Here is a 24,905-nt window from a genome sequence, read left to right as displayed (position 1 = left end):
AAAGAAATTTATGTGATTTTAACTGTATGAAATTTAAGTAAAATAAACCTATTGTGCGTGAGATGTTCGAGACTTGGTATAAGATGGCGAGCTTGATTCAGTCGGACCTCGATCTGACGCCAATTATCACTCACCATTACAAGATTGATGATTTCCAAAAAGGCTTCGACACCATGCGTAGCGGGGCTTCCGGAAAAGTTATCCTTGATTGGGAATAACTCAAATGCAAAATTAAAGCGCTCCGAGTGGGGCGCTTTTTTGTTTGTGTCTAGAAATCATCAGATGGAATAAATAGTCCATTGAACGTCCCAAAAGCCCTAATTTAGTTCCAGATAGAGTAGGTATTTTGACGACATAATCTCTCAGTCAGACTCTTGTGATTGACTCTGTTTGTGACTGAGCGTGAGCTAAGTTGCAAAATGTCTTCAGTCTAAAGATGAATGGTTAACAAACGAAACTATTGGTCGCCCGTTTCTTATGGATTGCAAAGCACCGAATGGTGCTTTTTTTGTGTCACGTCTATATTGATTATCACTTTTAAGCTCTTTATGAATATTTAATGCCAAATATATTGTGTCTGTAAAATGACGAGTGTAATCAAGTCAAAATAAGATGTCTTACCGACTTTTATTACCTGAATTTTGCACTTTATATTTATCCCTAATTAATTATTTTGATTAAATGTATTTTAAAATTCAATTATTTATACTTATATAAACTTTAGGTCTACATTTGGTGGGGTTGGTTATACTAAAAATGATAATGAACCAAAATTGTGCATCCCTGTTCTGTATGTGTAAATCGTATTTTTGGTAAAGAATAGAAGATGAATACAATAAAAGTTCATTGAGCTAATAGAAGCGAATTTCCTATCTCTTTGTCAGCCTATTCCCTATTAACTCCTTTATTTATAAGGTTTGTTCGATTTTTGTTAGACGGAAAGAAAGCAATTTTTGAGAAAAATCTGAGTTAATTTATTGAAAAAACAACCCGTAAAAGGTTTAAGTATTCACACAAATTATAATATAGTCCTATACTGACAGTGTTTACTTATAGGTTAAAAAAATAAACTCACTTTCATACTTTTGGGTGATGTTTGAAATTGTTTGTTATTTGCATAATGCGCCCCTCACCCACCTGAATAATAGTCTTTTAGTACTGTTTGCTAATACATCTTTCGACTAAATGTTTTAATTTGATATAGTGGATGTAGTGTTTAGTATTAAGTTGACGATGCCGTATTTAGCGAGTGTAGTTTCGCTTTAATTACTCTTAAATATCAGGTGGTTTCATAAAATTTAAGAAGGTAGTCATAGTGAAATTAGTAGCCGACCGTATCATCTTAGCCTTGTTGTCATGTGTCATGCTTGCATTCAGTGCAACATCCTCTTTTGCGCAAGGCGATACTTACAAAGATGCATTTTATTGGAACAAACAGCTCAACCCTGGAATTAACCTAGATAATGCGTTTGTCATGAGAGATGGCAAATTACGTGCTATCGAAGAGAATCACCTAGCGCTCATCGCGTCAGCTGGCTTTAAGTCGGTACGTATTCCAGTTGTATGGTCAACATATACAGGAAGTAATGCGCCATATACGATTAAGCCTGCGTTCTTTGAGCGTGTGGATAAGATTGTCAATGAAGCTTTAGCGAATAACTTAATTCCGATTATTAACATTCATCACTATACCGCAGTGATGAAAGATCCAGCGGGTCAAGAGAAGCGTTTCCTGCGTATGTGGGAGCAAATTTCGCAACATTACGCCAATTATTCACCGAAGCTAATGTTTGAAATTCTGAATGAACCAAGCCAGAACCTAAATGGCGAAGTTTGGAATAGCATGCTAAATAAAGCGATTCGCGTGGTGAGAAAGACCAACCCTGAGCGTATCCTTTTTGTTGGACCAGGTTATTACAATAGCTATACCAAGCTTTCTGCGATTGAGCTGCCACGTGGAGATCATAACCTTATCATGTCATTGCATTACTATGATCCAATGAACTTTACGCATCAAGGCGCGGCTTGGATGGGTGATATCAGCGAATCATGGTTAGGCACCACATGGCGTGCGACTGAATATCAACGCAATCGCGTGATTGGCCATTTTGATATTGTTGCCGAGTGGGCGGAAAATAATGATGTGCCAATCCATATTGGTGAGTTTGGTGCGTATGACAAAGCGGATATGACCTCTCGTGTTAAATGGACTCGCTTTATACGTGAGCAAGCTGAAAAACGTGGTTGGTCATGGGCTTACTGGGAGTTCTGTTACGGTTATGGTATCTATGACCGTCACACAGATGAATGGAGAACTGACTTGCTTGATGCGTTGCTCCACTAATGATTTAAGCTAAGAAAACAGTCTCTATCAACGCAAAGCCGCCTAAATACTAGGCGGCTTTTTCTTTTGTTTAGTGTGTGTGGTACTGAGTGAGTTGAAACTGCTTAGGCGTAACACCAAATTGGTTTTTAAACAGACGAATGAAATGCGATATATTTTCGTAGCCAAGCTCCATCGCTGTGTCGGTAACGGATAAATGCCCCAAATAATGCTTAGCTTGCTCGAGCTTTAATTGGGTTAAGTAGGCTTTCGGGGTTTGATTGGTGATCAACTTAAACTTTTGGCTAAAATTCGACAGCGACATTTGAGCTTCTTCAGCAAGCTCAGAGACTGAGATGCTTTTTCCGTGATTTGCTTTCATCACGCGTATCGCTTTATTGATCGGGTGGTGCTGGTGATGCGATAAAATCTCGCGACAACCGCTTCGTTTCAACAGCTCATAGACCATTTCTTGGCACGTCAAATCAAGTAAGAAGTGAACGTTTTCATTCGAGGTTAGAAGCACCTCTTGGGCTCGCGCGTGTAATGTATAGATGCGATCCTGCAAACCTTCGAGTTTGAATTGGCGATAATCAAGTTGGGAGTGCGTGTTCAACTCGAGCATATCACCAACCTTGGCGCTAACAGTATCGACCAATTTATCGCTAAATTCATAAACTAATGCTTTGGTGTACTCAGACATCGACATGTATACATTCGAATGAGGAGGCAGCAAAACGCACTGTTCTTTGCGGTACACAAACTGTTCTGACTGATTGATATGCACTTCCTTGGTGCCTTGCAAAATTGTGCACAGCCGCGGTGTTTCGTAGGAGCGATATTCGCCTTGAAAATGCTTTGGTAGGTCGTAGTAGAGCATATTGACGCTATCGGTCGATAACGCATATTGCGTTTCATCTATACGGCAGAAGCTATTTAAAGATTTCATCGCGTCTTAGTCGGTTTACGGAACAGTGGTGCTTATAGTAAAGGATTTTCATGTGTATGCCATTTTTTGCGCTTAAAAATGGGGTAAGGACGTGGTACATGGTGAATTGTATGTAGAAAAAAGCCCAAAGCCACGACGATCGCGACAATGGGCGAGGAGATTCACTTGAACCCAGCTTTAGGCTGAACTGAGTGAGGTTTTGCAGAGTCTTTGTTATTTACATCGCCGCTTTCAAAATGGCGACGATTTCTTCATGCGAGGCTTGTTTCGGGTTGGTGAACCCACAAGCATCGCGCAATGCGTTTTCTGCTAACACATCGAAGTCTTCTTCTTTCACGCCAAGCTCAGCAAGGCCTGCCGGAATCTGCACATCATTTGAAAGCTGGCAAATCGCATCAATTGCGGCACGTGTTGCTTGTTCGGCATTCATTGTTTGTGTATCGATTCCCATCGCTTTTGCGACATCGGCTAAGCGCTCAGTGGCTACTTGGCTGTTATAACGCTGCACATGTGGAAGAAGTACGGCATTACACACACCGTGTGGCAAGTCATAAAAGCCGCCCAATTGGTGAGCAATGGCATGCACATATCCCAATGAGGCGTTGTTGAATGCCATTCCCGCCATAAATTGGGCATACGCCATATTGTCACGGGCAGTGATGTCTTCTCCTTGCTTAACGGCTTGACGCAAGTTGCCCTGAATCATCTCAATCGCTTTAATCGCAACAGCATCGGTGATCGGAGTCGCCGCAGTGGAAACATAGGCTTCAATGGCATGAGTAAGAGCGTCCATACCGGTTGCTGCGGTTAGCGAGGCTGGCTTGGCTAGCATCAGTTCAGGGTCGTTTACCGACATCATTGGCGTGACGTGTTTATCTACGATGGCCATCTTAATATGACGTTTTTCATCTGTAATAATACAAAAGCGCGTCATCTCTGAGGCGGTTCCAGCAGTGGTATTGACAGAAATGAGTGGTAGTTGAGGCTTAGCGGATTGGTCTACCCCTTCATAATCTTTAATTTCTCCACCATTCGTTGCAAGCAGTGCGATGCCTTTGGCACAGTCGTGAGGAGAACCACCACCCAGTGAAATAACGCAATCACATTCGCTTTGTGAGAGTTTTTCTAAGCCAGATTTGACGTTGTCGACGGTTGGGTTGGGTTTGGTTTCATCAAAAACGACGGATTCTACCCCAGATTGTTCAAGGAGCTGAGCCACTTTGCTAACCACACCCATTTTGTTTAGAAAGTGGTCAGTAACGATTAATGCACGTTTAAAGCCATGAGATGCAATGATGGTTGCCGCATCAGACAAGCAGCCTGGGCCCATTAAGTTAGAAGAAGGAATATAAAACATATTAGACATGGGTAGCTCCTGTGGCGTAGCCAATAAGATTCAATACAAATCTTTCACTTTAACCTGATACTTTGTAAGGAAAGCGAAACGATGGAGCTAGGCTATCAAGGAAAAATTTTCGAAACTAACGCGTTTTTAAACAAAATAGTTCGGATTTTTAAAACCCCGATTTTCCATTAGATCTAAATCAATAAAATGCTATTTAGTGTGATTGGTGTGGTTGTTACGCCAGATTGATGCCACTAAAAAATGGCTTGGTTAAAGTCATCAACTAGGAAGTCAATCAGTTGGTGGACTGCATGCGTGAGATACTTACGAGATGGATAAAGTAAGTAAACACCGAGCTGTTCAAAGCTGTAGTCTTCGATGAGTGGAACAAGCTGTTGCTGTTTAATATAAGGGTCGACCACAAAGGTCGGCAGGCAAGAGATGCCTTCACCTGCTAAGGTGGCCTGCAGCAAAATCATCGCATCATTTGATGCCAGTTGACCTGAAATGGGAATTTCAAGTTGCTCATCTGTTTCTTTACCCTCAGTCCGAAGTAAGCGCCATGTGTGCCCTAAATTGGAATGTGTTAAGCAGTTATGCTGCATCAAATCTGTTGGTTGATAGGGTGTACCCTGCTGCTCAAGATACCGTGGAGAGGCGGCAATAATGGATGCGCAGCGGCCAATTAAGCGCGCGACTAGGTTGGTATCGTGCACATTACCGATTTGAATCGTGGCATCAAAGCGTTCTTTTGCAGGGTCGATGTGGCGGTCGGTGAGCGTTAGGTCGACCGATATTTTCGGATAATGGGCGAGAAAACGCCGCACAGCACGAGCGACATAAGAGTGGCCAAATGAAACGCTGCAGGCGAGCCGAATCGTCCCGTGGGGTTCACGGTGCGTATCACTGGTTAAGTACGTAATATCATCATTCACAGCCAGCATCTGGCGACAGTAAGGTAAAATGCTTTCGCCGGTGCTGGTCATGGTGAGATTGCGTGAGCTTCGATAAAGTAATTTGGTACCGAATGACTTCTCTAGACTCGCAATATGGCGGGTTGCCATTGATTTAGAGATCCCCAATTTATTAGCCGCAGCGGTTAAACTGCCTAAATTTACCACCTCGACGAACACTCTGATCCCCGCAATTCGGTCCATGTGATCCTCTGACTGTTTCGATTTATGCAACTAATAGGTGCGTAAAATGCGGTTTATTTGTCTGATTTTTGCAATCATAATGGAATCAATGGTCGAGTGTTGGATCATAGATCGAATAAATGTAACCTTCTTCCTCACTATGACTGCACCCGTTTGTATACGCTGCACATCCTAACCCCAACGACTGATTGCCGTTTATTGCGCATTCCACCGTCTTCGATTTCTGGTTGGTTATTAAAAGCCGCCCAGTGAGTTATACGTGTCGTCTGAAGGAGAGAGCTTTGTCTGCTGTTATACCCATGACCGATTTTTTAAGGAGTGATAATTATGCTGATTGGCCCAGTGATTAATAGCTGTGCAATTATTTTGGGGGGCGTCATCGGTGCCACCTTTGCCCGTCGTATTCCCAAACGACTTGTTGACGGGCTGCCAGCCACCTTCGCTCTAGCCTCGATTTCTATTGGCGTAGGCATGATTGTCAAAGTCCACAATGTGCCAGTTATGGTGATGGCCTTTATTCTGGGGACGGCAGTCGGCGAGCTGATTTTTCTCGAGGCGGGGGTTAAGAAGGGGGCAATGTTTATTCAGAGTAAATGCCAGAAGTTTCTGCCTCGACCACGCGGCTTAAGTGAGAATGAGTTCTCGCTGCAATTTACCTCAATGATTGTATTGTTTGGTGCCAGTGGACTTGGCGTCATTGGTTCAATGACGGAAGGCATCAACGGTAGCTATCAGTTGCTGCTGGTCAAGTCGATGATGGACTTTGTGACTGCCATTATTTTTGCCATTACCTTAGGGCCGAGCATTGTACTGATTGCGGTTGTGCAGTTCACAGTGCAGGCGATTTTATTTGGTTTAGCTCAAACCATCATGCCTTATATGGATGCAGAAAGTTACGCCAACTTTACGGCCATCGGCGGTATCATCATGGTCGCTGTTGGGCTTCGTATCTCAAACATTATGCATTTTGCTGTGGTGAACTTTTTACCTGCATTATTGCTGGTCGTGCCATTTACCTATCTATGGCGCTACTTTATGTAACGGCAGTACGCCACCGCAACTTTTTCTCGTTGGGTGGCGTATAAATACGTTTATAGGTTAAGCGGAGTGGTGATGTGCTGGTTCGCCGTAGGTGTTCATGTCAACCGCTTGGTGATGAGGCTGTTTTACGATGAGCGTGAAAATCAATGAGACGGTGAGAAAGCCAAGCATCATATAGAATGTTGGAACAAAACCACCAAACAGTGACGCAACAATGGACCCTGCAATACTTCCCACTCCAAAGCCAAGATAAATTACGCCGTAATTTTTGGTAAGATTCTCAAGCCCAAAGAAATCGCTCACCAGTGAAGGGTAAACGGTAATCGTGCCGCCAAAGCTAAAGGCAATACAAGCAATCGCGAAGTAAAAGCTTAAACTGTTGAGGTCAAGATACAACAGTGAGGCAACCCCCACGAGGCTAATGAGCACAGAGAAGGTCACCACTTTTACCCGTTCTACTCGGTCTGAAAGTACGCCCAATACCAAACGTCCTCCCAAATTGGCTACCGCAATCACGGCTACTGATGTCGCGGCGGTTGCTACGGAAAGGTGCACATAGTTTTCACCTATGTCTTTCGCGACGCCTATGACATATAAGCCACTCATACAAATCGTTAAAAAGATAACGGCTAACATCCAAAATTGAGGTGTTTTGATGGTTTGCGCTAAGGTAAATTCACTCGCAGGTTGAGGCGTAGAGGCGACTGGTGTTTGCTCGTTACTCGTGGATTTAACCGGCGCGTCACTCATCAGCAGCCCGCCGACGATGACCATAACCATGGCGATGGTTCCCCACACACCGAAGGTCTGTTCTAGGCCAAACTGAGTCAGTAAGTACATATTAATGTATTTAAATCCTAAGCTGCCTAATCCGTAAGCCCCAATCGCACATGCTGAGGCAAGCCCTTTATGTTTAGGGAAGAATTTGACGCAGTTTGAGAGTGTCATCAAATACCCAGTGCCGTCGGCAAAGCCAACCAATACGCCGGCAAAAAGATACAGCATCCATAAATTAGAGGCGTAAGAAGCAAGCAACAAACTCGCGCCAAGCAGTAGTCCTGAGCCTAGTGTGACGTTTCTCACCCCAAAGCGATCTTGTAATTTGCCTGAAAGTGAGGAGGCGATAGCCAGAGCAAGGCTAAGAATACCGAATGAAAAAGCCACTTGGCTGATCGGTTCTTCCAGTTTACTGGCGAGTGGGGAATTGAATAAGCTCCAAGTATACACAGAACCCAACGCGAACTGGGCCATAATGGTCCCTAATAAAGTGGACCAGTTTTTCGGTTTTGTAAGGTGTCTTTTCATGATTTGAACTCCAATACGTCAAAGCGTAACAAGCGTCATAAAACGCTTTAGATAAGTTCAAAATACGACGAGAAAGAAACATTACAATAGTTGTGGTTAAGTATAAAATGAGCGGCAGAATGGCGACCATGAAATGCATTATTTGAGCATGAATTACAAATGCATCAGTTCGCGAAACGCTTTAATATTGCCTCTGCTGACAGGGACTTGGTCGTTTTCATCGTGCAGATTGAGCAAATAGGTACTGTTCATCCAAGGAATGATCTCTTCAATGCGAGAGAGGTTGACACAGTAAGAACGATGGCAGCGAAAGAACTGCTGACTGGGTAGCTTACTCATTAATTCACTGATGGTATAAGGCGCGATATAAACCCCTTGTGCGGTATGCACTTCAGTGACCTTTTCGCTCGCCTCGGCATAGATAATCTCTTCCACTGGCGTGACTCGAATCCGATTATCGCGTGATAAGTTGATCGTACTCGCTTGTGATTTAGATTCATTTACAGGCCTTTCGGTGGCGTAAGCTTCTATTTTGGTGAGCAGACGTTGCACGCGCTGTTCGTCAAGGGGTTTTAACAGATAATCAAAAGCCTCAAGATCAAAAGCATCGACCGCATATTCCTTATAAGCCGTAGTAAAGACAATCAGAGGGGGGTGAGCGAACTGATGAATATTTCGCCCCAGTAGCATACCGTCAATCGATGGGATATTAATATCTAAAAAGGCAATATCAATCGTATGACTTTGCAGGTATTTAAACGCTTCTAGACCATCAGAAAACGTAGCGATAACCTCAATGTCACTGTAGGTGTGAATCAAATAATTGAGCTCTTCACGTGCGAGGTATTCATCCTCAACAATAATGGCTTTTAACATGTAACCTCCTCAATATGCTCGGCATAAAAACTCACTTCGGTACCTGGTTCGAGACGGGTAATGGTCATCCCATTGCCATACAACAAAGCGAGGCGTTGGTGGACGTTTGCCATACCAATACGATGGCTGCTGATCGAGCCCTGATACACTTGTTCAATCACGTTGGGGTCAATACCGACGCCGTTATCGCGAATGGTAATTTTGACTTTGTTTTGGTGGCGTTTCACGGCTATCGACACTTGGCCCGGTTGGCGTGCAGGGACAATCCCGTGTTGAATGGCATTTTCGACTAATGGCTGAATAAGCAGTGATGGAATGCTGACGTGCACCGGGTCAATATCAAAGACCACGTCGAGTTTGTCACCAAAGCGCGCTTGCTCAATGGCCACGTAATCCATGACTTGCTGAATTTCTTCTTGAATATCAATTAAATGATCACCTTTCTCAAGGTTAAACCGTAGAAAGTTGGCTAAGTTAGCAATAAGCTGCCGGGCTTGAGCCGGTTTGATTCTCACTAAGGTCGAAATGGCATTCAACGCATTAAATAGAAAATGTGGGTTAATCTTATTTTGCAGCGCAGAGAACTCGGCTTTACTCGCCATGGTTTTGAGCTGTTCGATTTTAGACACTTCGATCTGAGTGGAAATGATGTGTGATAAACCAATCGCCATTTCGCGCAGCGCGTGGCGAATACGGTTAGGCTGACAATAGAAGATCTTGAGTGTGCCCGTCACTTGTCCGTTCTCCCACAACGGTATAATCAGCAGGGAGTGAAAATTATGTACGTTCAGGTTGTTACTGATGATCTGCTTACCTAAATTGACCGCTTGCTGCGTCATGTCACTGATTTGATGGTGTGAATCGAGAAAGTTTTCCTCTCCTACGCCAACATATGCCATCACATCTTTGGTGTCGGTGATGGCAACCGCATCGGCATCGGTTTCACTGCGGATGATGCTACAGACTTTACTCAGCGAATCGCGATCGTTTTTTCTAAAGTGGGGGAGAGTTTTATTGGCGATTTTGAGAGCCTGTTTAGCCTGCATTGCCGCGACTTTGTCTTTCTCATCATCAATGTCTTGAACCAAGGTAATGATCAAGCCAATACACACCGTGCCAGTGATCATCGGAATCGCTATGTGTTCAACAATGGAGCGAGCCAGTGGAGAGAAGTCATTGAGCAGCAGAATTAGGCTCATGGTCAGAATTTCACACACCATTCCGGCCGCAATGCCGTAGTAAGCATAGTGGGTTTTGTTGCCGCGTTGATGGATCCAGGTGGCCATAAGCCCCGCCAAAATACTGGTGATCAAGCACGCAAGTGATGTTGGCCCATCGATATCTATCCAGTAGCGATGAATACCCGAAATCAATCCCGCGCTTATACCGACCCAAGGGCCAAACAAAATGCCACCACTGATGATGGCGATAATGCGAACATTGACCACCGAGCCGTAGACATTGACGCCTGTATAGGTGCTAAAAACTGCAAAGCAAATAAACAGCAAACTGATCATTGCAGTTTCTTTAGGTCGGCGCTGGCGTTTAATAACAATTTGTTGAAATAGATGACTACGAGTGAGTAAAAACAGCGCCATTAACATAAGTGCTGCACGCTCAAACACCGCCAGCAGCATTGAGAATTGCTCGATATACAAAAGGGGTTACCCAAGTGGAGTTTGAGTTCAGGGTACCCAAATCCTGATTACGAATTCATGAGGTGAATCAATTGCAGGGACTTTTTATAAATTGCTAATGAGATGATTAACGCCATGAGCTAGCGCATGGCGTTTTTGAAGGCGTGTATTCTCTGCGTTAGATCTGGTAGTTAAACTCAATGCGATGATCGCCATCGAGGAAATCGACGTTAGTGTTCCAGTTGGCAAAGTAACGCACATTAAAGCGAGGCGTTATCTGATAACTCGCGGCAAATTCATGGGTTAACAGGTGGCTATCGCCGCGTCCATAATAGTTGTCTTTATAAGTATCAGAGCCTGAGATGGTGGTGAGCCAAAAGGGATTGTAGTTGAGCCAGATTTTATCGGTCAGTTGCAGTTTTCCGTACATCCCGATTAAGCCGTACGTTCCCATGATGGAATAACCACTGTCTGTGGTGCCATCGTCTTCTAAGGCACTATTACCGATGGATACACCAGCGCCAGCGAGAGGATACAAGTTCACTGGGCCCATTTTCGGTAACGCTTGAATAAAGCTATAAGAGATATCCGCGCTTTCTTCGGCAACCAAATTTGGTTTCAGGGTGTAGTTAATATCCAACTGGTTGGCAAGGCCTGTTTGCAGGTTGGCGCCAAAGTTTCGAAAGCGAAAAGAATCAATAGAATTATTGGTTGTGTTTTGGCCACGCCAACCAAACGCATCGCCAAGTGCGCCTTTCACTTCAATGATATTCATCGCCGCAGTCAGTGGGTCTTTGGTGTCATACGTTTGACCAACTTTTAAATTGATGCCTTTATCGGTGTAGCCGACCCCAGCTTGAGTGTAGACAGCGAGCGGGTCAGACATATCTTGAACGTCGGATTGCGGCTCTTGTGCCACTACGGAGGCGGATGTCACACAAGCAAAGGCGGTGATGAATAAGCGCGAACATAAAGAAAAAGAAGAATGTGGTTTAAGTGAATGTGCTTTAAGCATAGTTACGCCGTGTTTAGGGTCATTTATTAAGTTTTAATCATTGTCCAACTCAGCAAAGCTTGCGAGTTCAAAAAGTGAGAAATCCTTATGTTTAACGAGACTTTGAACAATTCATCTGGTGGACTTATTCATCGCATGATTAACGTGTGTCGTGTCTGATGAAGGTTGCTTGGTTTATTGGTATCGCTGATTACTCTCACTTAATGAAGACGCCTATATGTGGCCTGTTCTCATTGCTGAAAACGATACGAATTTTTAGCGTATGGTAATGGTAAACATAGATTTCACTTACTATTGATATGGGGAATTTGATTACTATGTTCAGCCATTACTCACTACTCACGTCATATGTTTAATAAAGGAATAACAATGAAAAAACTACTATTGGCTTTGTCAGTTTCGGCGTTAATGGCAGGGGCGGTTCAAGCGTCTGAATGGGGTTATGCCGATGAGCATGGTCCTGCGCATTGGGGAAGTGTTTCAGCCACTTGCGCGCAAGGGGTCAATCAAAGTCCGATTGATATCCAAGGTGACGTTAAAGCTGACTTACAAGATCTTAAATTAAATTACTCTGGTAAAGTGACTGGCTTGACCAATAATGGCCACACGTTGCAAGCCGTTGTCGAAGGCGACAACACGCTAACGGTCGATGGTAAGACCTTCAATTTATTGCAATTCCACTTTCATACTCCCTCGGAAAACCTAATTTCAGGTAAGCAGTATCCGCTTGAAGCACACTTTGTAAACAGTGATGAGAAAGGCGAATTAGCGGTGATTTCGGTGATGTTTGATAAAGGAGTAGAGAGCGAATTTCTCACCAGCCTAACTCAAACGATGCCTAAAGTTGGCGAAACAGCCACGCTAAGCACACCACTTAATGTGGCTGACTTACTCCCTGAATACGATGAATACTACCGTTTCAATGGCTCACTCACGACGCCACCTTGTAGTGAAGGTGTGCGCTGGTTCGTTCTAAAAGATGTCAACAAACTCGCGGGTTCGCAAGCCGAGAAAATGATGTCAGTGATGGGACATAACAACCGACCAGTGCAGGCGGTGAATGCACGACAAATCGTGACCAATAATTAATACGATATTGAACAGTCGAAAAGCCCACATATTGTGGGCTTTTTAGTACATGTTCTAGCCCTTGGCCAGCTCTGCATAATCGTGTAGTAAGCGGGTTAAGCTATTTACCCACTGGTACGCCTCTTTCGGGCGGTTGTTTAATAACGCTTCGACTTGGTCACAATGCGTTTTTAGTGATATCGCATTTTGCAGGCGGAACGACACCGCATAGAAGTGCCATAAAATCAGCCGCGTCATACGTTCGATATTTTGTTCCGGGTTGTCTGCGCTTGCAAACAGAGCCGGGATTTCACTTAACGCAATCGCATTCATTCGTAATAGGGCATCAAAGTGCAGCTCTTGGCGCTTATCGTCGTCCATCGCTTGTTGATCCTCAAAGGTAAATAACTCTTTGACAGATGATTCGGGAACCAAACGGTGCAGCAAGCGATGACTAAGCTCTTGCAGTTCTGGATTCGACATCTCAGACAAGCAAGGGTAAGTGTAATCTTGAACCATAAAAACGCCTCCTAAACAGTGGCTGCGTATTGTAGCGGCTGAGTTTTCTGTGTCTAGCAAGTCAGAGCGGATTGATAAGCAAAAAAAAAGCCTCACTGGCGAAAGTGAGGCTTTATAACTTAGCGTTCATCATGGAGTAATAGGCACTGGCGAATGCCTTAAATATTACGAGTTAGAACGTTAGTTTGCACAATTAAACCTTAATCGGCGATGCCAAGCTCTTCAACCTTGAACTTGTCAATTTGCTGTTAATAGTGATCGCGGTTCATAAATAACTGCACAGTATATGGGATCTTTATCACTAATAAACCGTATATCATCTTTTGATGCCTTAAGCGTCATTCTTTTATATCAGGGTAGACGCAGAGGAACCGACAATAAGAGGTGAACAATGGCGAGTAGAGGCTTTAACTTAAAAGAATGAAAGACGGTTTATTTTTATCTTCAACCCGTCATTTAGCTGTGAATGGCAAGTAATGAATAACAGAAAAAGATGATTTTAAGCAAAACCAAAATACAGGTTGCTCAGTAAGATAGAGACTTCTTACGTTGTTGTTGACGTATTTTCTTTTGCTGTTTTTTAGGTGGGCACCATGAATCCTGTTGTTGAGCGCTTTTTACGCTATGTTACTTTTGATACTCAATCAAATCCTGATAATCCGATGTGTCCGAGTTCTCCCGGACAGCGAACGTTTGCTCAGGCGCTAAAGGCAGAGTTAATGGAGTTAGGGTTAGCGCAGGTAAGCCTTGATGAAAACGGATACCTTATGGCGCGCCTGCCTGCCAATGTGTGCCATGAGGTACCAAGTATCGGCTTTATTGCTCATATGGATACGGCGCCGGACGCATCTGGAGCAAATGTTAAGCCGCAAATTGTCGAGAACTACCAAGGTGGTGACATCGCGTTAGGTCGCGGTGATGAAGTGTTATCGCCAATTCAGTACCCAGAACTTAACCAACTTCGCGGTTGTCATTTAATCACGACCGATGGTCGTACACTGCTTGGTGCAGACAATAAAGCGGGCGTGGCCGAAATCATCACGGCGGTTGAATATTTGATTCAACATCCTGAGATTGCGCATGGTGAGATTTGCATTGGCTTCACGCCGGATGAGGAAATTGGCCGCGGTGCTGACCGTTTTGACGTCGAAAAATTTGGAGCGCAATGGGCTTACACCATCGATGGTGGTCCTGTAGGAGAGCTTGAGTACGAAAACTTCAATGCCGCTAATGCAAAAGTGGTATTTCATGGTGTCAATGTTCATCCTGGAACCGCAAAAAACAAACTGCGCAATTCGATGACGTTGGCGTGCCAATTTCATGCGGGTATGCCTACCCAGGATACGCCAGAGTGTACCGATGGCTATCAAGGTTTTTTCCACCTCACTTCATCGACCATGAGTGTTGCGCGTAGTCAGCTTAACTATATTTTACGTGACTTCGATCTTGAAGGGTTACAAGCCCGAAAAGCACTTCTTGAATCCAAAGTTAGCCAGATAAATCAATGCTATAAGCAGGATGTGGTTGAACTGGTGATTGAAGATAGCTACTACAATATGAAAGAGAAAGTCGCGCCGTTTCCGCATATTATCGAGACGGCAAAACAGGCGATGTTGGAGTGCGGCATTACACCCAATATTAAACCTATTCGCGGTGGAACCGATGGGGCTCGTTTGTCGTTTATGGGATTGCCATGCCCGAACATTTTTACGGGTGGCTACAACTTTCATGGGATACATGAATTTGCCACTATCGAAGGAATGCAGAGTGCCGTTGAGGTGATCGTTCGTTTGTCAGAAATAACTGCTGCCAATATCAGATGATAGTGGGATACCCACAGTCGAGTGATTGCTCTATTGTATGCCGCTTAAATTTATCAATTTATTTAGGTATTGGTATGAAGTGGTTATTGCTTTCTCTTTCCCATCTTATCATCTTTGGATTAGGGGTGATGTTGGGTGTGGCCGCTTCTCCAACGATTACCGATACCGCGACAACCATTATCACTGAGCAATCCATTTCAGCACCGGAGCGGCGTTCTTTTGAGCAGATCATGCCAGAAAGTGATAACTCAACCGTGTCAACATGGGAATAAATGAACTCAGAGCGTAATCTGTGCGGCAATAATGTGCTTGGTCGCTAGATAGTTTGGTTGATGTGTGGGAAAGTAAGCGCTGGATTTGTTTGCTGCAATAAACCATGCAGCGCAACACATATAACAACGATAAAGGGGCGTATGCCCCTTTTCACTATCTGGAGTTTTTTATGGATAAGGTTCAGTTGGCGGTGGATTACCTTCTGACTCATAAATTCCTTTTTTCTTTGCTGATTTTTTTGTTGGTTGTCGGTGTCCGCCGTTTCACGTTGGGACAGATTCGCGGTGATCATGCCTTTGTCTCAGATGAGCAGCGCAAATGGATGTCGCGAACCAAAAATGGCTCATTTATCGCATTGGTATTGTTATTATTCATACTTTGGCAATCTGAAATCAGCCAATTTGCATTATCGGTGACCGCGATTGCTGTGGCCATTGTCGTGGCATCAAAAGAGATCATTTTGTGCTTTACTGGTTCGATTCAGCGTGCGAGTTCACGCTCTTTTCGTATTGGTGATTGGATCGAAGTTGGAACGATTTGCGGAGAAGTGATTGAGCACAACATGATGGCGACGGTGCTCCAAGAGATCGATTTACATCATGGCCAATACCACTTTACTGGTAAGACGGCGACGCTACCAAACAGCATGTTTTTTACCTTTCCAGTAAAGAACCTCAATTTTATGAAACGTTATGTTTATCATAACTTTAATATTGTGGTGAAAGAGTTCGTCAATTTGTATCCGCTGGTGGCACCTCTAGAGCAGAAAATCGAAGAGCATTGTCATTACTTTAGTGAAGTCGCCCGCCGTTATAACGTTATGATTGAAAAGCATGCCGGAGTTGATTTACCCGGCGCCGAGCCTCACATTCATATCAGTAGCACGCCAACGGCAGAACAAAACGTCCATTTCATGATTTTTTGCCCAACGGATAAAGCGGTCCACCTAGAGCAGCTTATTCGCCGTGATTTCATGTTGATGTATGAACAAGCGTTTTTAACTCAAAAGGCGCGAACGCCCCAACCAGCGTCGGAGACAGGACTTAGCCACTGATAGGGAAAGCGGTTTTGGTGATGGGAAGAGCGCGTTATCGCGCTCTTTTTGTCGGGTGATATCGAATTAGGCGTTTAACCCCAAATGGTCACGCAGTGTTGAGCCTTGGTATTCAGTGCGACTTAACCCCGCTTTCGCTAATAATGGGATCACTTGGTCAAAGAAAAGCTGGGCTGACTGACGTGAGCCTCCAGGTACGGCAATAAAGCCATCCGCAGCACCTGCTTCCACACGTTGTTTGATCGATTCTACCGCATCTTCCGGTGTTCCAATCACTAACCAGTGAGCGGAGCCCATCACCTCGGGTCGAGTAAGTAAGTGTTCCAATGTGGGGGATTCACGTTCGATAAAGCGCGTCAGCAAATTGGTGTGAGTATGGCTGCGTACGGCGTCGAGTTTCGGCAGCATATCAACAGTTATCGGCTGAGTATCGTCTAATGCACTGAAATCAACCCCTAAGTTTTTTTGGAGATAAGCGAGTTTTTTCTCACGAGTTAAACTGGTGTGCGTCTGGTAATACAAATCTTCAGCCTGCTGCCTTGTCTCTGCTAAATAAAGGCTTAGCCCGGGAAGAACTTTAATATCATCAGCATTTCTACCTTGTAGCGCCGCGCGTTGGCGTAAGTCATTACGCAGTTCTATCCCCGCGTGTAAGTCAGGCGTTGCGGCAAAAATCGCGTTGGCGACTTTGGCGGCAAAATCTCTTCCCCAAGGGGAGGCGCCAGCTTGAAATAAAGGAATGTTACCTGACGGGTACTGCGGTACGTTTAACGGCCCTTGAACATTAAAGAAATCACCATGATGATTAATCGCTTGCACTTTATTGCTATTTGCGAATTCGCCCGACTGACGATCAAAGGTGAGCGCATCGTCTGGGTAGCTGTTCCATAGTTTTTGCACCACTTCAGTAAACTCGGCAGCCATCTCGTAGCGTTGCTTTGAAGCCATTAGATTCTGCTGACCAAAATTGGTTTGTCCATCAATGGCGGTCACGATATTCCAGCCGATACGTCCTTGGCTGAGCCAGTTAAGTGATTGCAATTGACGAGCGACGACATAAGGCGGATTAAATGTCGTTGATGCCGTAGAAACCAATCCAATTTTTGATGTGGCAGTGGCGAGTGCCGCGAGAAGGACCATCGGATCCAAGCTGCTGAATCCGGGCTCCGTTCCGACCATTTCCATCGGTAAAAATAGCGTGTCCGGACGAAATACAAAGTCCAATTTCGCCGCTTCGGCTTGCTTAGCGAGTTGAATATAGTCATCAATTGAGAACAGGTGTTCCACTTGGCTATCTTCACGGCGCCAACCACTTTTAGTCAGGCAGCTCATTGCTAACGCGAGTCCAATACATAATGGCGCAGGTCGAGACATACTTTTTCCTTACTGAATATGTTGTGGGTTGAGTCAGAACATAGGAGTCCAATCCTTTGGCTTCGAGGTCAAACACGGGTAGACTGCGTCAGATCATGTTCTCAGCGCCAGGCTAGGGATAGACTGAACCGCGTCAGAGGGTTATATTAAACCGCGAGCCACATCGAATTTAGGGATATTACCATTCAATGAGTGAAATAAGAATCAATATCAAAACTATAACTTTTATCATATTGTGTTTTGTTGCCCAATTAACCCAGGCACAAGATTGGCCGCGAACCTTTGAAAATGCGGATGGCACTCAAACCGTGATTGAAAAGCCGCCGCAGAGAATTTTGTCTACCGCTGTCAGTGTGACCGGCACGTTACTCGCGATTGATGCGCCTGTTGTGGCCAGTGCAACGACGATGGCGGGGGACTACTTTGCCCAGTGGCAATCGCTAGCCAAGCAGCGAGGAGTCGAGGCTTTGTGGCCTGCTGGCAGTGTTGATCTGGAATCGGCTTATGCCGTCGCGCCAGATTTGATCGTGGTGTCAACCAGTGGTGCCGATTCTGCACTGGCTCAGGTAGAAGAATTTAAAATGTTGGCGCCGACCATTGTTGTCGATTACACCGATGTGTCATGGCAGCAATTAGCCAAACAACTCGCGCAGGCCACCGGACAAGAACAGGCCGCGAAAGACAATATCGCCCAATTTAACCAGTTGGTGAAAACCACCCGAGACAGCATTCAATTGCCTGAGGGTAAGACCAATATTGTTAGTTTCCAAGGGGCTGGGGTCGTCAATGCGATTGCTAAGCCGCTCGGGACTCACGCTCAGTTACTTAAATCTCTGGGATTTGATATCGAAATGCCCAAGCCAGAGTGGCAAAGTGGGCCCATTTCTCATCGTGACTTTATGCGTGTGCATTACGAAAATCTGACGGAACTAACGGCGCCGACCACGTTTTTACTCAGCCGAGGACGTAACGATATTCAAGCATTTACCAAGGATCCGGTACTCCAAAACTTGCCGTCAATTCAGGCTCAGCAAGTGTATGGGCTGGGTGAAAACTCGTTTCGAATTGACCTATTTAGTGCGCGGGAAATCGTCAATAACATTGCTCAGATTTTTTCCCAAAAGTCGGACTAGAAGGCCATGGAAAAGCGTTTAACTCTGACACAACCGATGCCCTTAAATCGAGATAAATATCGCTTAGGGTTAGTGATTGGCGCGCTATTACTTGTTGGTTTTTCGGCGCTGAGTATTGCTGTCGGAGCCCGCAATGTGGCGTTTTCGACCACGCTTGACGCGCTATTCCACTTTGATCAAACCAATACTGAGCACTTATTGGTGCACTGGGTACGCTTGCCTCGAACCATATTGGCCATATTTGTTGGTGCTGGTCTAGGGGCGGCGGGCGCATTAATGCAGGCACTAACACGTAACCCGCTCGCAGATCCCGGTATTTTAGGCGTTAATGCCGGAGCCATGGTAGGGATCGTTGGCGCAATTGCCTTGTTTGGTTTTACCCGTGTTGAGCAATATTTGTGGTTTGGTATGGCTGGGGCGTCTTTGGCGGGGCTGTTGGTCTATGTCCTTTCAAGTGTTTACCATGCATTAAGTCCTGTCAGGCTGATTTTAGCGGGGGCTGCTGTGTCAGTGGTCTTACTCGCGATTACTCAGATTATCACTATCAACAGTGACCAAGCGGTGTTTGACCAGTTTCGCCATTGGGCGGTGGGGTCGCTGCAAGGGCGTGGCTTTAGCGTTGTATGGCTCACATGTGGCTTAATCACGCTTGGCAGCGTTATCGCACTTAACTTAAGTCGCTTACTCGATATTTTGGCGTTGGGTGATGATTTAGGCCGCGCTTTAGGTGTGAATCCGCGCTGGGTATGGTTACTTGTTTGTGGTTGTGTCGTGGTGTTGGCATCGAGTGCGTCTGCCGCTGCTGGGCCGATCAGCTTCGTTGGTTTAACTGCGCCGCATATTGCTCGATTTTTGGTCGGCCCCGGCCATCGCTGGCTAATCCCTTATTCAATGATGATTTCTGCTTTGCTGCTATTAGCGGCGGATGTGTTAGGACGAGCTATCGGCTCTCCCGGAGAAATCAGTGTGGGCATTATGGTGACATTACTGGGCGGGCCTGTGTTTATTGTGTTGGTTCGTCGCTGGAGGTTGGCGCAATTATGAAAACACAAACCCCTCTGTCTGTTTACCGTATTGGATCATTCTCTTGGCAATATTCATCGCGTGTTGCCTGGGTCAGCACGTTACTCTTCGTTTTGGTCGCGGCATTAGGTGGCGTGGCGCTAACGATGGGTAAGTTTCCTATTAGCTATACATCACTGGGTAACTTCTTGATGGGGGAAGAAACCAGTCGCATTACAGAACGAATTTTAATGCATATTCGTTTACCAAGAATGTTGACCGCGGTGTTTGTTGGCGCCTCACTGGGCGCCGCTGGTGCCGTATTTCAATCTATCTCACGAAACCCGTTAGGCTCGCCGGATGTCATCGGCTTTACGACTGGCGCTGCAACCGGCGCTCTGGTCAATATTATCTTGCTGAATAATGGTGTGCTGGGTGTCGCGCTGTGTGCCATTCTCGGCGGAATGATTACTGCCGTGGTGGTGTATTTTTTGTCCTTGGATAAACGCCAAATTAGCAGCTATCGCATGATTCTGATCGGTATTGGTGTTGGCGCTATCTTGGCAGCGCTCAATGGGTTGATGCTAGTGTGGGGAGATATCGACAGTGCGATTACCGCCAACCTGTGGTTATCTGGTTCGTTGAACGCAAGAAAATGGAGTGATGTCGCGTCGGTTGGTTTTGGCTTGCTCATTTGTATTCCCGTATTGAAATGGAGTGTGAGGTCGCTGTCGCTGATTGAAATGGGCGAAGACATCGCTGCGCAGCTTGGTGTGGCGATTGAGCGTATGCGCGCAATCAGTTTGTTTGCGGCGGTAATTCTTGCAGCGCTAGCGACAGGGGCTGCAGGGCCGATTGCCTTTATCGCTTTAGCGGCGCCGCAATTAGTTCGACGTGTTACGCGCCATCATAGCGTTCCCGTTGTCAGTGCGGCGTTGATGGGCGCTTTGCTTTTACTTCTGGCCGACCTATTGACGCAGTGGGCGCCTTTAAATCTTACCCTACCTATCGGTCAGGTGACTGGTATCGTAGGCGGCATTTATCTAATTTGGTTACTAACGAGAACCCGCTAATGACCACAGAACTTGAGTTTTTGACTTCCCCTGAGGGGAAACCTATCGAGACATCCGCCAAGCAGCCAGTCAGTATTGCTGCACAGTCGCTGACCTTAGGCTACGACAATAAACGCGTATGTGAACAACTAAGTTTAACCATTCCTCCGCGCCAGTTTACGGTCATCATTGGGCCGAATGGTTGTGGTAAATCGACCTTACTTAAAAGCTTGTGTCGGTTACTGAAACCATTGGCAGGGACAATTTTACTTGATGGTAAGGATATTCATCGTTGGCCGACGAAAGAGGTCGCAAAGAAAATTGGTCTTTTGCCGCAAAGTGCAAACAGCCCAAATGGGATTCGGGTCTACGACTTGGTCGCACGCGGACGATATCCACACCAAAGTGTGTTTCGTCAATGGAGTGACGAAGACAAACAAGCGGTAGAGCAAGCGATGGTCGATGCGAACGTAACTGAATTGGCGCAGCAAACTGTAGATAGCCTATCCGGCGGGCAGCGTCAGCGTGTGTGGATTGCTATGGTCTTAGCGCAGCAAACCCCCACGTTAATGCTTGATGAGCCGACCACTTATCTGGATATTGCGCATCAAATTGAACTGCTGGACTTGTTTAAAACGCTTAATATTGAACAAGGTCGAACCGTTGTTGCAGTGCTGCATGACTTAAATCAGGCGTGTCGTTATGCTGATCACGTGATTGCGTTAGCCGAAGGCGAATTGATTGCGCAAGGCGCTCCGCAAACCATCATTGATAGTGCGTTGGTTGAGCGCGTGTTTGGGCTTAAAAGTGAAGTGGTTCCCGATCCGGTCACCGGGACGCCAATGATTGTCCCGCTGAGTCGCTGGGCAGCGAAAACTTAAAGATACACTTTGCCACGAGAGTAGAGTATTGCGTCACCTGCAATAATTACGCGTTCGTCTAATACCTGGCAATATAACGTCCCGCCGCGCTGTGAGGCTTGATAAGCAACCAACGATGATTTTCCTAACTGTTCTGCCCAGTATGGAGCCAACCCTGAGTGAATCGAGCCGGTCACAGGGTCTTCGTCACCACCATTGGCTGGCCAAAAGTAGCGTGACACCATATCGTAGCCCTCTCGATCAGCGCGAGCAGTAACCACCACATCACGAGGGTGTAATTGCTTGAGCTGTGCGTTGTCGGTTTGCATCGCAAGAACTTGCTGCTCATCGGCAACCACCACCACATAAGCTTGCTCGTTAACCAGTACCTGCCGCGGTGGAATAGACAGCCCTTCAATCAGCGCTCGTGGTGGTTCATCAATTGGTTTCGGCGCCATGTTAGGAAAATCCATGCTTATTCGACCACTGCTCTCTCGCGTTACCCATAGACTGCCTACCTGATTGGTCTCAAAGTGTAATGTGTCGTGTGCGTCAAAATACTCAAAGAGAACAAAACTGGAGGCGAGGGTTGCATGACCGCAAAAATCGACTTCGCACAGTGGTGAGAACCAACGGATGTGATAATGGTGATTGCCAACTGGTTTGATAAACGCCGTCTCAGAGAGGTTGTTTTCTCTGGCGATATTTTGCATAACCTCATCACTCAACCACTCGCTGACGGGCACGACTGCCGCAGAATTTCCTTTGAATTGCTGGTTAGTAAATGCATCGCATACAAAAATTTCTAGTTCCATGACTCTTCTCTGTCTATTGGCAAAACACTAAGCTAATCAATCTTGTGCAATAAAGAAAGGACGTTAATTGGTCTAAGAATAAAAAAACCGTGACATTGGGGAATGCCACGGTTTGAGGTTGCCAGCCTGACGTTATTATCTGCTTTATGCTGCTTGCGTATTTTCTTCAATATCAAAAGAAGCCGCGATTAACTTTTTGGTGTAGTCGTGTTTTGGCGAATGGAACACGTCTGAGGCGCTGCCTTGTTCCATGACTTGGCCTTTTTGCATAACCAGCACACGATCTGACAGTGCTTTGACCACACTAAGGTCATGACTTATAAATAAAAAGCCAATATTGTGTTTTTGTTGAATATCTTTGAGCAAGTCAATCACTGTAAGTTGCACGGAGCGATCCAATGCCGAGGTCGGCTCATCAAGTAAAATAAATGATGGCTCCAAGATAAGTGCGCGTGCAATCGCGATTCGTTGACGTTGGCCGCCAGAAAATTCATGCGGATAGCGGTTGATCGACTGCGGATCCAGTCTGACTTCTTGCAATGCCTGACGAGCGCGCTGCATGCGTTCTGAGCGAGTCAAGTTGGGGCGGTGTACCGTTAAGCTTTCGGTAATAATATCGCCTATGGTCATGCGTGGTGACAGTGAGCCGTATGGGTCTTGAAACACCATCTGTACATCTTTTTTCAGCGCGAAACGCTGCTTAGCACTTAATTGTTCAAGGTCTTGTCCTTGAAATTTGATTTGACCGCTGCTGGGTAATAGGCCAATAAGCGCTCGTCCTAACGTCGATTTTCCGGAGCCCGACTCTCCAACAATTCCTAAGGTTTCTCCTTGCTTGAGGGAAAGAGAAATGCCTTTTACTGCTTCAAAATATTCGCTGCGACTTTCAATAAAGTGCGATTTTACCAAGAACTTAACACGAATATCGTGAGCCTCTAACAGCATGGGCGCGTGCTGAGCGATTGGCGCTTTTTGCCCACGAGGCACTGAATTGAGTAGCATTTTTGTATAGTCGTGCTGTGGGTCGTCAAATAAGGCTTTACATTCGCCAGCTTCAACGACGTCGCCTTTACACATGACGATAACTCGGTCAGCGAGATGACGCACCACACCTAAATCATGGGTAATGAACAAAATAGCCATGCCCATTTTGTGTTGAATGCGTTTGATAAGATCAAGAACTTCAGCTTGAACGGTGACGTCCAGAGCAGTTGTGGGCTCATCAGCAATGAGGATATCGGGTTCGTTAATCAGCGCCATGGCAATCATAATGCGCTGTAGTTGCCCGCCTGAGAATTCATGAGGGTACTTCTTTAACGCCTGCTCAGGGCTTGGCAGTTGAACCAGATTAAATAGCTCAATCACGCGCGCTTTGGCTTGATTGGCATTAACCGACTGGTGACAAATAATGGCTTCTGTAACCTGCTTTCCGACCCGGACGTATGGATTGAGTGAGGTCATCGGTTCCTGAAAAATCATACCGATACGATTGCCGCGAATGGATTGCATCTGCTTTTCGCTCAAGTTGATCAGTTCGTTGCCTTCAAACTTAATGCTTGAGTCCTTGGCAACCAGCGCGTTGTTGGGCAATAGCTTCATCAAGGCATTGGTCGAGACGGATTTGCCACTGCCAGACTCGCCGACAATTGCTAAGGTTTCGCCTTTTTGAAGTTGAAAAGAGATTGAGTTCACTGCATCAACGATACCGTCGTTAGTGGTAAAACTGACCGATAGATTTTCAACTTGCAAAATCGGTGATTGAGACATGGGACATCCTTTTAGTTCATCATTCGGCGTGGCATCGATGGATAGTGCTTCAACGTCGCAAAGTGGTGGTGCGTTCTTTCCATTTGTTGAAATTCAAGCATCCATTGCGCGCTTCGCTGCGCCGCGCAAAAAGCGCCGATATGACGGAGTAAATCTTCACTGTGCTTATATAAAGTGTCAGCGCAAGCTTCCACTAAGGGAGACGGCTCAATAGAGAGGAATTGCAACAAGGCATAGCTTTGGTTGAGTACCTGAAAGGCCTGCTGTTGATTGCCCATCTTATTGAGAATTTCAGACTGATAAACGGTGGCATCTCGTAAACCCGAAAGTAGACAAGAGAACTGGCAAGGTTTGGTGTTGTTGTCACTCAGTGTATTTTGAACATGTTGTGGTAAGTGGTTCAACACTTGGTCGAACAGATAATGGGCTTCAGGCCAATGGCCTTCTTCGAGTAACTGTTCTGCCTTTAGAAAGTGCGCCCAACTTTGTTGTAAATCCATAATCAAAAATCCCCACC

The 24,905-nt window shown here is 45.6% G+C and carries 22 protein-coding genes and 1 pseudogene; 11 read left to right on the top strand and 12 right to left on the bottom strand.

The window, feature by feature from the left end; all coding sequences use genetic code 11:
* Positions 1 to 56 precede the first annotated feature (56 nt).
* Together tdh and ACFFUV_RS17160 are read left to right on the top strand one after the other, a co-directional pair.
* Positions 57 to 218 (top strand): annotated as a pseudogene (tdh, locus tag ACFFUV_RS17165) (L-threonine 3-dehydrogenase); the annotation flags it as partial.
* Between the two features lie 1,097 nt (positions 219 to 1,315).
* On the top strand, positions 1,316 to 2,344 hold the full coding sequence (locus ACFFUV_RS17160; RefSeq protein ID WP_390195068.1) for a glycoside hydrolase family 5 protein: 1,029 nt from the start codon (positions 1,316 to 1,318) through the stop codon (positions 2,342 to 2,344).
* A gap of 70 nt (positions 2,345 to 2,414) precedes the next feature.
* Here ACFFUV_RS17160 and ACFFUV_RS17155 read toward each other — a convergent pair whose 3' ends face one another.
* From ACFFUV_RS17155 to ACFFUV_RS17145, 3 genes are all read right to left on the bottom strand, one after another.
* Positions 2,415 to 3,272 carry an AraC family transcriptional regulator gene (locus ACFFUV_RS17155; protein WP_390195066.1) on the bottom strand — a complete coding sequence of 286 codons (858 nt, stop codon included), beginning with the start codon at positions 3,270 to 3,272 and terminating at the stop codon, positions 2,415 to 2,417.
* Between the two features lie 217 nt (positions 3,273 to 3,489).
* The gene (gene yiaY / locus ACFFUV_RS17150) at positions 3,490 to 4,638 is read right to left on the bottom strand and encodes an L-threonine dehydrogenase (RefSeq protein ID WP_390195064.1); all 1,149 of its coding nucleotides are present in this window, start codon (positions 4,636 to 4,638) and stop codon (positions 3,490 to 3,492) included.
* A gap of 233 nt (positions 4,639 to 4,871) precedes the next feature.
* Positions 4,872 to 5,774: a LysR family transcriptional regulator gene (locus ACFFUV_RS17145; protein ID WP_390195061.1), complete on the bottom strand. Its 903-nt coding sequence runs from the start codon at positions 5,772 to 5,774 to the stop codon at positions 4,872 to 4,874.
* A gap of 327 nt (positions 5,775 to 6,101) precedes the next feature.
* Here ACFFUV_RS17145 and ACFFUV_RS17140 point away from each other — a divergent pair, with 327 nt between their 5' ends.
* The gene (locus ACFFUV_RS17140; protein WP_390195059.1) at positions 6,102 to 6,815 is read left to right on the top strand and encodes a DUF554 domain-containing protein; all 714 of its coding nucleotides are present in this window, start codon (positions 6,102 to 6,104) and stop codon (positions 6,813 to 6,815) included.
* Positions 6,816 to 6,872: 57 nt separating this feature from the next.
* On the opposite strand, the gene ACFFUV_RS17135 is transcribed toward ACFFUV_RS17140, so the two are convergent.
* The 4 genes from ACFFUV_RS17135 to ACFFUV_RS17120 all read right to left on the bottom strand — a co-directional run bounded on the left by ACFFUV_RS17135 (position 6,873) and on the right by ACFFUV_RS17120 (position 11,648).
* On the bottom strand, positions 6,873 to 8,120 hold the full coding sequence (locus tag ACFFUV_RS17135; RefSeq protein WP_390195057.1) for an L-lactate MFS transporter: 1,248 nt from the start codon (positions 8,118 to 8,120) through the stop codon (positions 6,873 to 6,875).
* 153 nt (positions 8,121 to 8,273) lie between these two features.
* A complete protein-coding gene (locus ACFFUV_RS17130) occupies positions 8,274 to 8,996 on the bottom strand; it encodes a LytR/AlgR family response regulator transcription factor (protein ID WP_390195054.1) in 723 nt (240 codons plus the stop codon).
* Entirely contained in the window at positions 8,990 to 10,633 is a 1,644-nt protein-coding gene (locus ACFFUV_RS17125; protein ID WP_390195151.1) for a LytS/YhcK type 5TM receptor domain-containing protein, read from the bottom strand. Before ACFFUV_RS17125 ends, ACFFUV_RS17130 begins: the two co-directional genes overlap by 7 nt.
* Positions 10,634 to 10,811: 178 nt before the next feature.
* Positions 10,812 to 11,648, bottom strand: coding sequence for a hypothetical protein (locus ACFFUV_RS17120; RefSeq protein WP_390195052.1), 837 nt, complete (start codon positions 11,646 to 11,648; stop codon positions 10,812 to 10,814).
* Positions 11,649 to 12,017: 369 nt separating this feature from the next.
* On the opposite strand from ACFFUV_RS17120, the gene ACFFUV_RS17115 reads away from it, so the two are divergent.
* A complete protein-coding gene (locus ACFFUV_RS17115; RefSeq protein ID WP_390195050.1) occupies positions 12,018 to 12,737 on the top strand; it encodes a carbonic anhydrase in 720 nt (239 codons plus the stop codon).
* Between the two features lie 54 nt (positions 12,738 to 12,791).
* Here the strand turns inward: ACFFUV_RS17115 and ACFFUV_RS17110 are convergent, their stop codons facing one another.
* Positions 12,792 to 13,235 (bottom strand): exoribonuclease R, encoded by a 444-nt coding sequence (locus tag ACFFUV_RS17110; protein WP_390195048.1) that lies wholly within the window; start codon positions 13,233 to 13,235, stop codon positions 12,792 to 12,794.
* Between the two features lie 593 nt (positions 13,236 to 13,828).
* Here ACFFUV_RS17110 and pepT point away from each other — a divergent pair.
* The 3 genes from pepT to ACFFUV_RS17095 all read left to right on the top strand — a co-directional run bounded on the left by pepT (position 13,829) and on the right by ACFFUV_RS17095 (position 16,385).
* Entirely contained in the window at positions 13,829 to 15,058 is a 1,230-nt protein-coding gene (gene pepT, locus ACFFUV_RS17105; RefSeq protein WP_390195046.1) for a peptidase T, read from the top strand.
* 74 nt (positions 15,059 to 15,132) lie between these two features.
* Positions 15,133 to 15,330, top strand: a complete 198-nt coding sequence (locus ACFFUV_RS17100) for a hypothetical protein (protein WP_390195044.1) — start codon at positions 15,133 to 15,135, stop codon at positions 15,328 to 15,330.
* Positions 15,331 to 15,500: 170 nt separating this feature from the next.
* Positions 15,501 to 16,385, top strand: a complete 885-nt coding sequence (locus tag ACFFUV_RS17095) for a mechanosensitive ion channel family protein (RefSeq protein ID WP_390195042.1) — start codon at positions 15,501 to 15,503, stop codon at positions 16,383 to 16,385.
* A gap of 66 nt (positions 16,386 to 16,451) precedes the next feature.
* On the opposite strand, the gene ACFFUV_RS17090 is transcribed toward ACFFUV_RS17095, so the two are convergent.
* A complete protein-coding gene (locus ACFFUV_RS17090) occupies positions 16,452 to 17,759 on the bottom strand; it encodes an NtaA/DmoA family FMN-dependent monooxygenase (RefSeq protein ID WP_390195040.1) in 1,308 nt (435 codons plus the stop codon).
* 188 nt (positions 17,760 to 17,947) lie between these two features.
* Between ACFFUV_RS17090 and fepB the strand changes: the two genes are divergently transcribed.
* Genes fepB through ACFFUV_RS17070 form a run of 4 tightly spaced genes read left to right on the top strand, consistent with a single transcriptional unit; the run spans position 17,948 to position 21,827 of the window.
* Positions 17,948 to 18,892, top strand: a complete 945-nt coding sequence (gene fepB, locus ACFFUV_RS17085; RefSeq protein ID WP_390195038.1) for a Fe2+-enterobactin ABC transporter substrate-binding protein — start codon at positions 17,948 to 17,950, stop codon at positions 18,890 to 18,892.
* 6 nt (positions 18,893 to 18,898) lie between these two features.
* On the top strand, positions 18,899 to 19,936 hold the full coding sequence (locus tag ACFFUV_RS17080; protein ID WP_390195036.1) for a FecCD family ABC transporter permease: 1,038 nt from the start codon (positions 18,899 to 18,901) through the stop codon (positions 19,934 to 19,936).
* Complete coding sequence (locus ACFFUV_RS17075; RefSeq protein WP_390195034.1) at positions 19,933 to 20,967, top strand: FecCD family ABC transporter permease; 1,035 nt, start codon at positions 19,933 to 19,935, stop codon at positions 20,965 to 20,967. Before ACFFUV_RS17080 ends, ACFFUV_RS17075 begins: the two co-directional genes overlap by 4 nt.
* Positions 20,967 to 21,827: an ABC transporter ATP-binding protein gene (locus ACFFUV_RS17070; protein WP_390195031.1), complete on the top strand. Its 861-nt coding sequence runs from the start codon at positions 20,967 to 20,969 to the stop codon at positions 21,825 to 21,827. The genes ACFFUV_RS17075 and ACFFUV_RS17070 overlap by 1 nt, the downstream gene beginning before the upstream one ends.
* Here ACFFUV_RS17070 and ACFFUV_RS17065 read toward each other — a convergent pair.
* From ACFFUV_RS17065 to ACFFUV_RS17055, 3 genes are all read right to left on the bottom strand, one after another.
* A complete protein-coding gene (locus ACFFUV_RS17065) occupies positions 21,824 to 22,621 on the bottom strand; it encodes a PhzF family protein (protein WP_390195028.1) in 798 nt (265 codons plus the stop codon). The genes ACFFUV_RS17070 and ACFFUV_RS17065 overlap by 4 nt on opposite strands.
* 144 nt (positions 22,622 to 22,765) lie before the next feature.
* Complete coding sequence (locus ACFFUV_RS17060) at positions 22,766 to 24,388, bottom strand: ABC transporter ATP-binding protein (RefSeq protein WP_390195026.1); 1,623 nt, start codon at positions 24,386 to 24,388, stop codon at positions 22,766 to 22,768.
* An 11-nt stretch (positions 24,389 to 24,399) separates the two neighbouring features.
* Positions 24,400 to 24,888, bottom strand: coding sequence for a hypothetical protein (locus ACFFUV_RS17055; protein WP_390195024.1), 489 nt, complete (start codon positions 24,886 to 24,888; stop codon positions 24,400 to 24,402).
* Positions 24,889 to 24,905: the final 17 nt, after the last annotated feature.

Source organism: Vibrio olivae (genome assembly GCF_042428525.1).
In the GTDB taxonomy this organism is placed as follows: domain Bacteria; phylum Pseudomonadota; class Gammaproteobacteria; order Enterobacterales; family Vibrionaceae; genus Vibrio; species Vibrio olivae.
Note: the sequence above shows the minus strand (reverse complement) of the source record. Positions and strands in the feature narration are given on the sequence as shown.

What these genes read in the sequence shown, in the direction of transcription:
- ACFFUV_RS17145 (WP_390195061.1), bottom strand. Translation starts at nt 5,774, where the DNA reads ATGGACCGAATTGCGGGGATCAGAGTGTTCGTCGAGGTGGTAAATTTA.
- ACFFUV_RS17120 (WP_390195052.1), bottom strand. Translation starts at nt 11,648, where the DNA reads ATGCTTAAAGCACATTCACTTAAACCACATTCTTCTTTTTCTTTATGT.
- ACFFUV_RS17140 (WP_390195059.1), top strand. Translation starts at nt 6,102, where the DNA reads ATGCTGATTGGCCCAGTGATTAATAGCTGTGCAATTATTTTGGGGGGC.
- yiaY (WP_390195064.1), bottom strand. Translation starts at nt 4,638, where the DNA reads ATGTCTAATATGTTTTATATTCCTTCTTCTAACTTAATGGGCCCAGGC.
- ACFFUV_RS17135 (WP_390195057.1), bottom strand. Translation starts at nt 8,120, where the DNA reads ATGAAAAGACACCTTACAAAACCGAAAAACTGGTCCACTTTATTAGGG.
- ACFFUV_RS17065 (WP_390195028.1), bottom strand. Translation starts at nt 22,621, where the DNA reads ATGGAACTAGAAATTTTTGTATGCGATGCATTTACTAACCAGCAATTC.
- ACFFUV_RS17080 (WP_390195036.1), top strand. Translation starts at nt 18,899, where the DNA reads ATGGAAAAGCGTTTAACTCTGACACAACCGATGCCCTTAAATCGAGAT.
- ACFFUV_RS17070 (WP_390195031.1), top strand. Translation starts at nt 20,967, where the DNA reads ATGACCACAGAACTTGAGTTTTTGACTTCCCCTGAGGGGAAACCTATC.
- ACFFUV_RS17110 (WP_390195048.1), bottom strand. Translation starts at nt 13,235, where the DNA reads ATGGTTCAAGATTACACTTACCCTTGCTTGTCTGAGATGTCGAATCCA.
- ACFFUV_RS17125 (WP_390195151.1), bottom strand. Translation starts at nt 10,633, where the DNA reads ATGCTGCTGGCGGTGTTTGAGCGTGCAGCACTTATGTTAATGGCGCTG.
- ACFFUV_RS17075 (WP_390195034.1), top strand. Translation starts at nt 19,933, where the DNA reads ATGAAAACACAAACCCCTCTGTCTGTTTACCGTATTGGATCATTCTCT.
- ACFFUV_RS17115 (WP_390195050.1), top strand. Translation starts at nt 12,018, where the DNA reads ATGAAAAAACTACTATTGGCTTTGTCAGTTTCGGCGTTAATGGCAGGG.
- ACFFUV_RS17130 (WP_390195054.1), bottom strand. Translation starts at nt 8,996, where the DNA reads ATGTTAAAAGCCATTATTGTTGAGGATGAATACCTCGCACGTGAAGAG.
- ACFFUV_RS17055 (WP_390195024.1), bottom strand. Translation starts at nt 24,888, where the DNA reads ATGGATTTACAACAAAGTTGGGCGCACTTTCTAAAGGCAGAACAGTTA.
- fepB (WP_390195038.1), top strand. Translation starts at nt 17,948, where the DNA reads ATGAGTGAAATAAGAATCAATATCAAAACTATAACTTTTATCATATTG.
- ACFFUV_RS17095 (WP_390195042.1), top strand. Translation starts at nt 15,501, where the DNA reads ATGGATAAGGTTCAGTTGGCGGTGGATTACCTTCTGACTCATAAATTC.
- pepT (WP_390195046.1), top strand. Translation starts at nt 13,829, where the DNA reads ATGAATCCTGTTGTTGAGCGCTTTTTACGCTATGTTACTTTTGATACT.
- ACFFUV_RS17100 (WP_390195044.1), top strand. Translation starts at nt 15,133, where the DNA reads ATGAAGTGGTTATTGCTTTCTCTTTCCCATCTTATCATCTTTGGATTA.
- ACFFUV_RS17155 (WP_390195066.1), bottom strand. Translation starts at nt 3,272, where the DNA reads ATGAAATCTTTAAATAGCTTCTGCCGTATAGATGAAACGCAATATGCG.
- ACFFUV_RS17090 (WP_390195040.1), bottom strand. Translation starts at nt 17,759, where the DNA reads ATGTCTCGACCTGCGCCATTATGTATTGGACTCGCGTTAGCAATGAGC.
- ACFFUV_RS17060 (WP_390195026.1), bottom strand. Translation starts at nt 24,388, where the DNA reads ATGTCTCAATCACCGATTTTGCAAGTTGAAAATCTATCGGTCAGTTTT.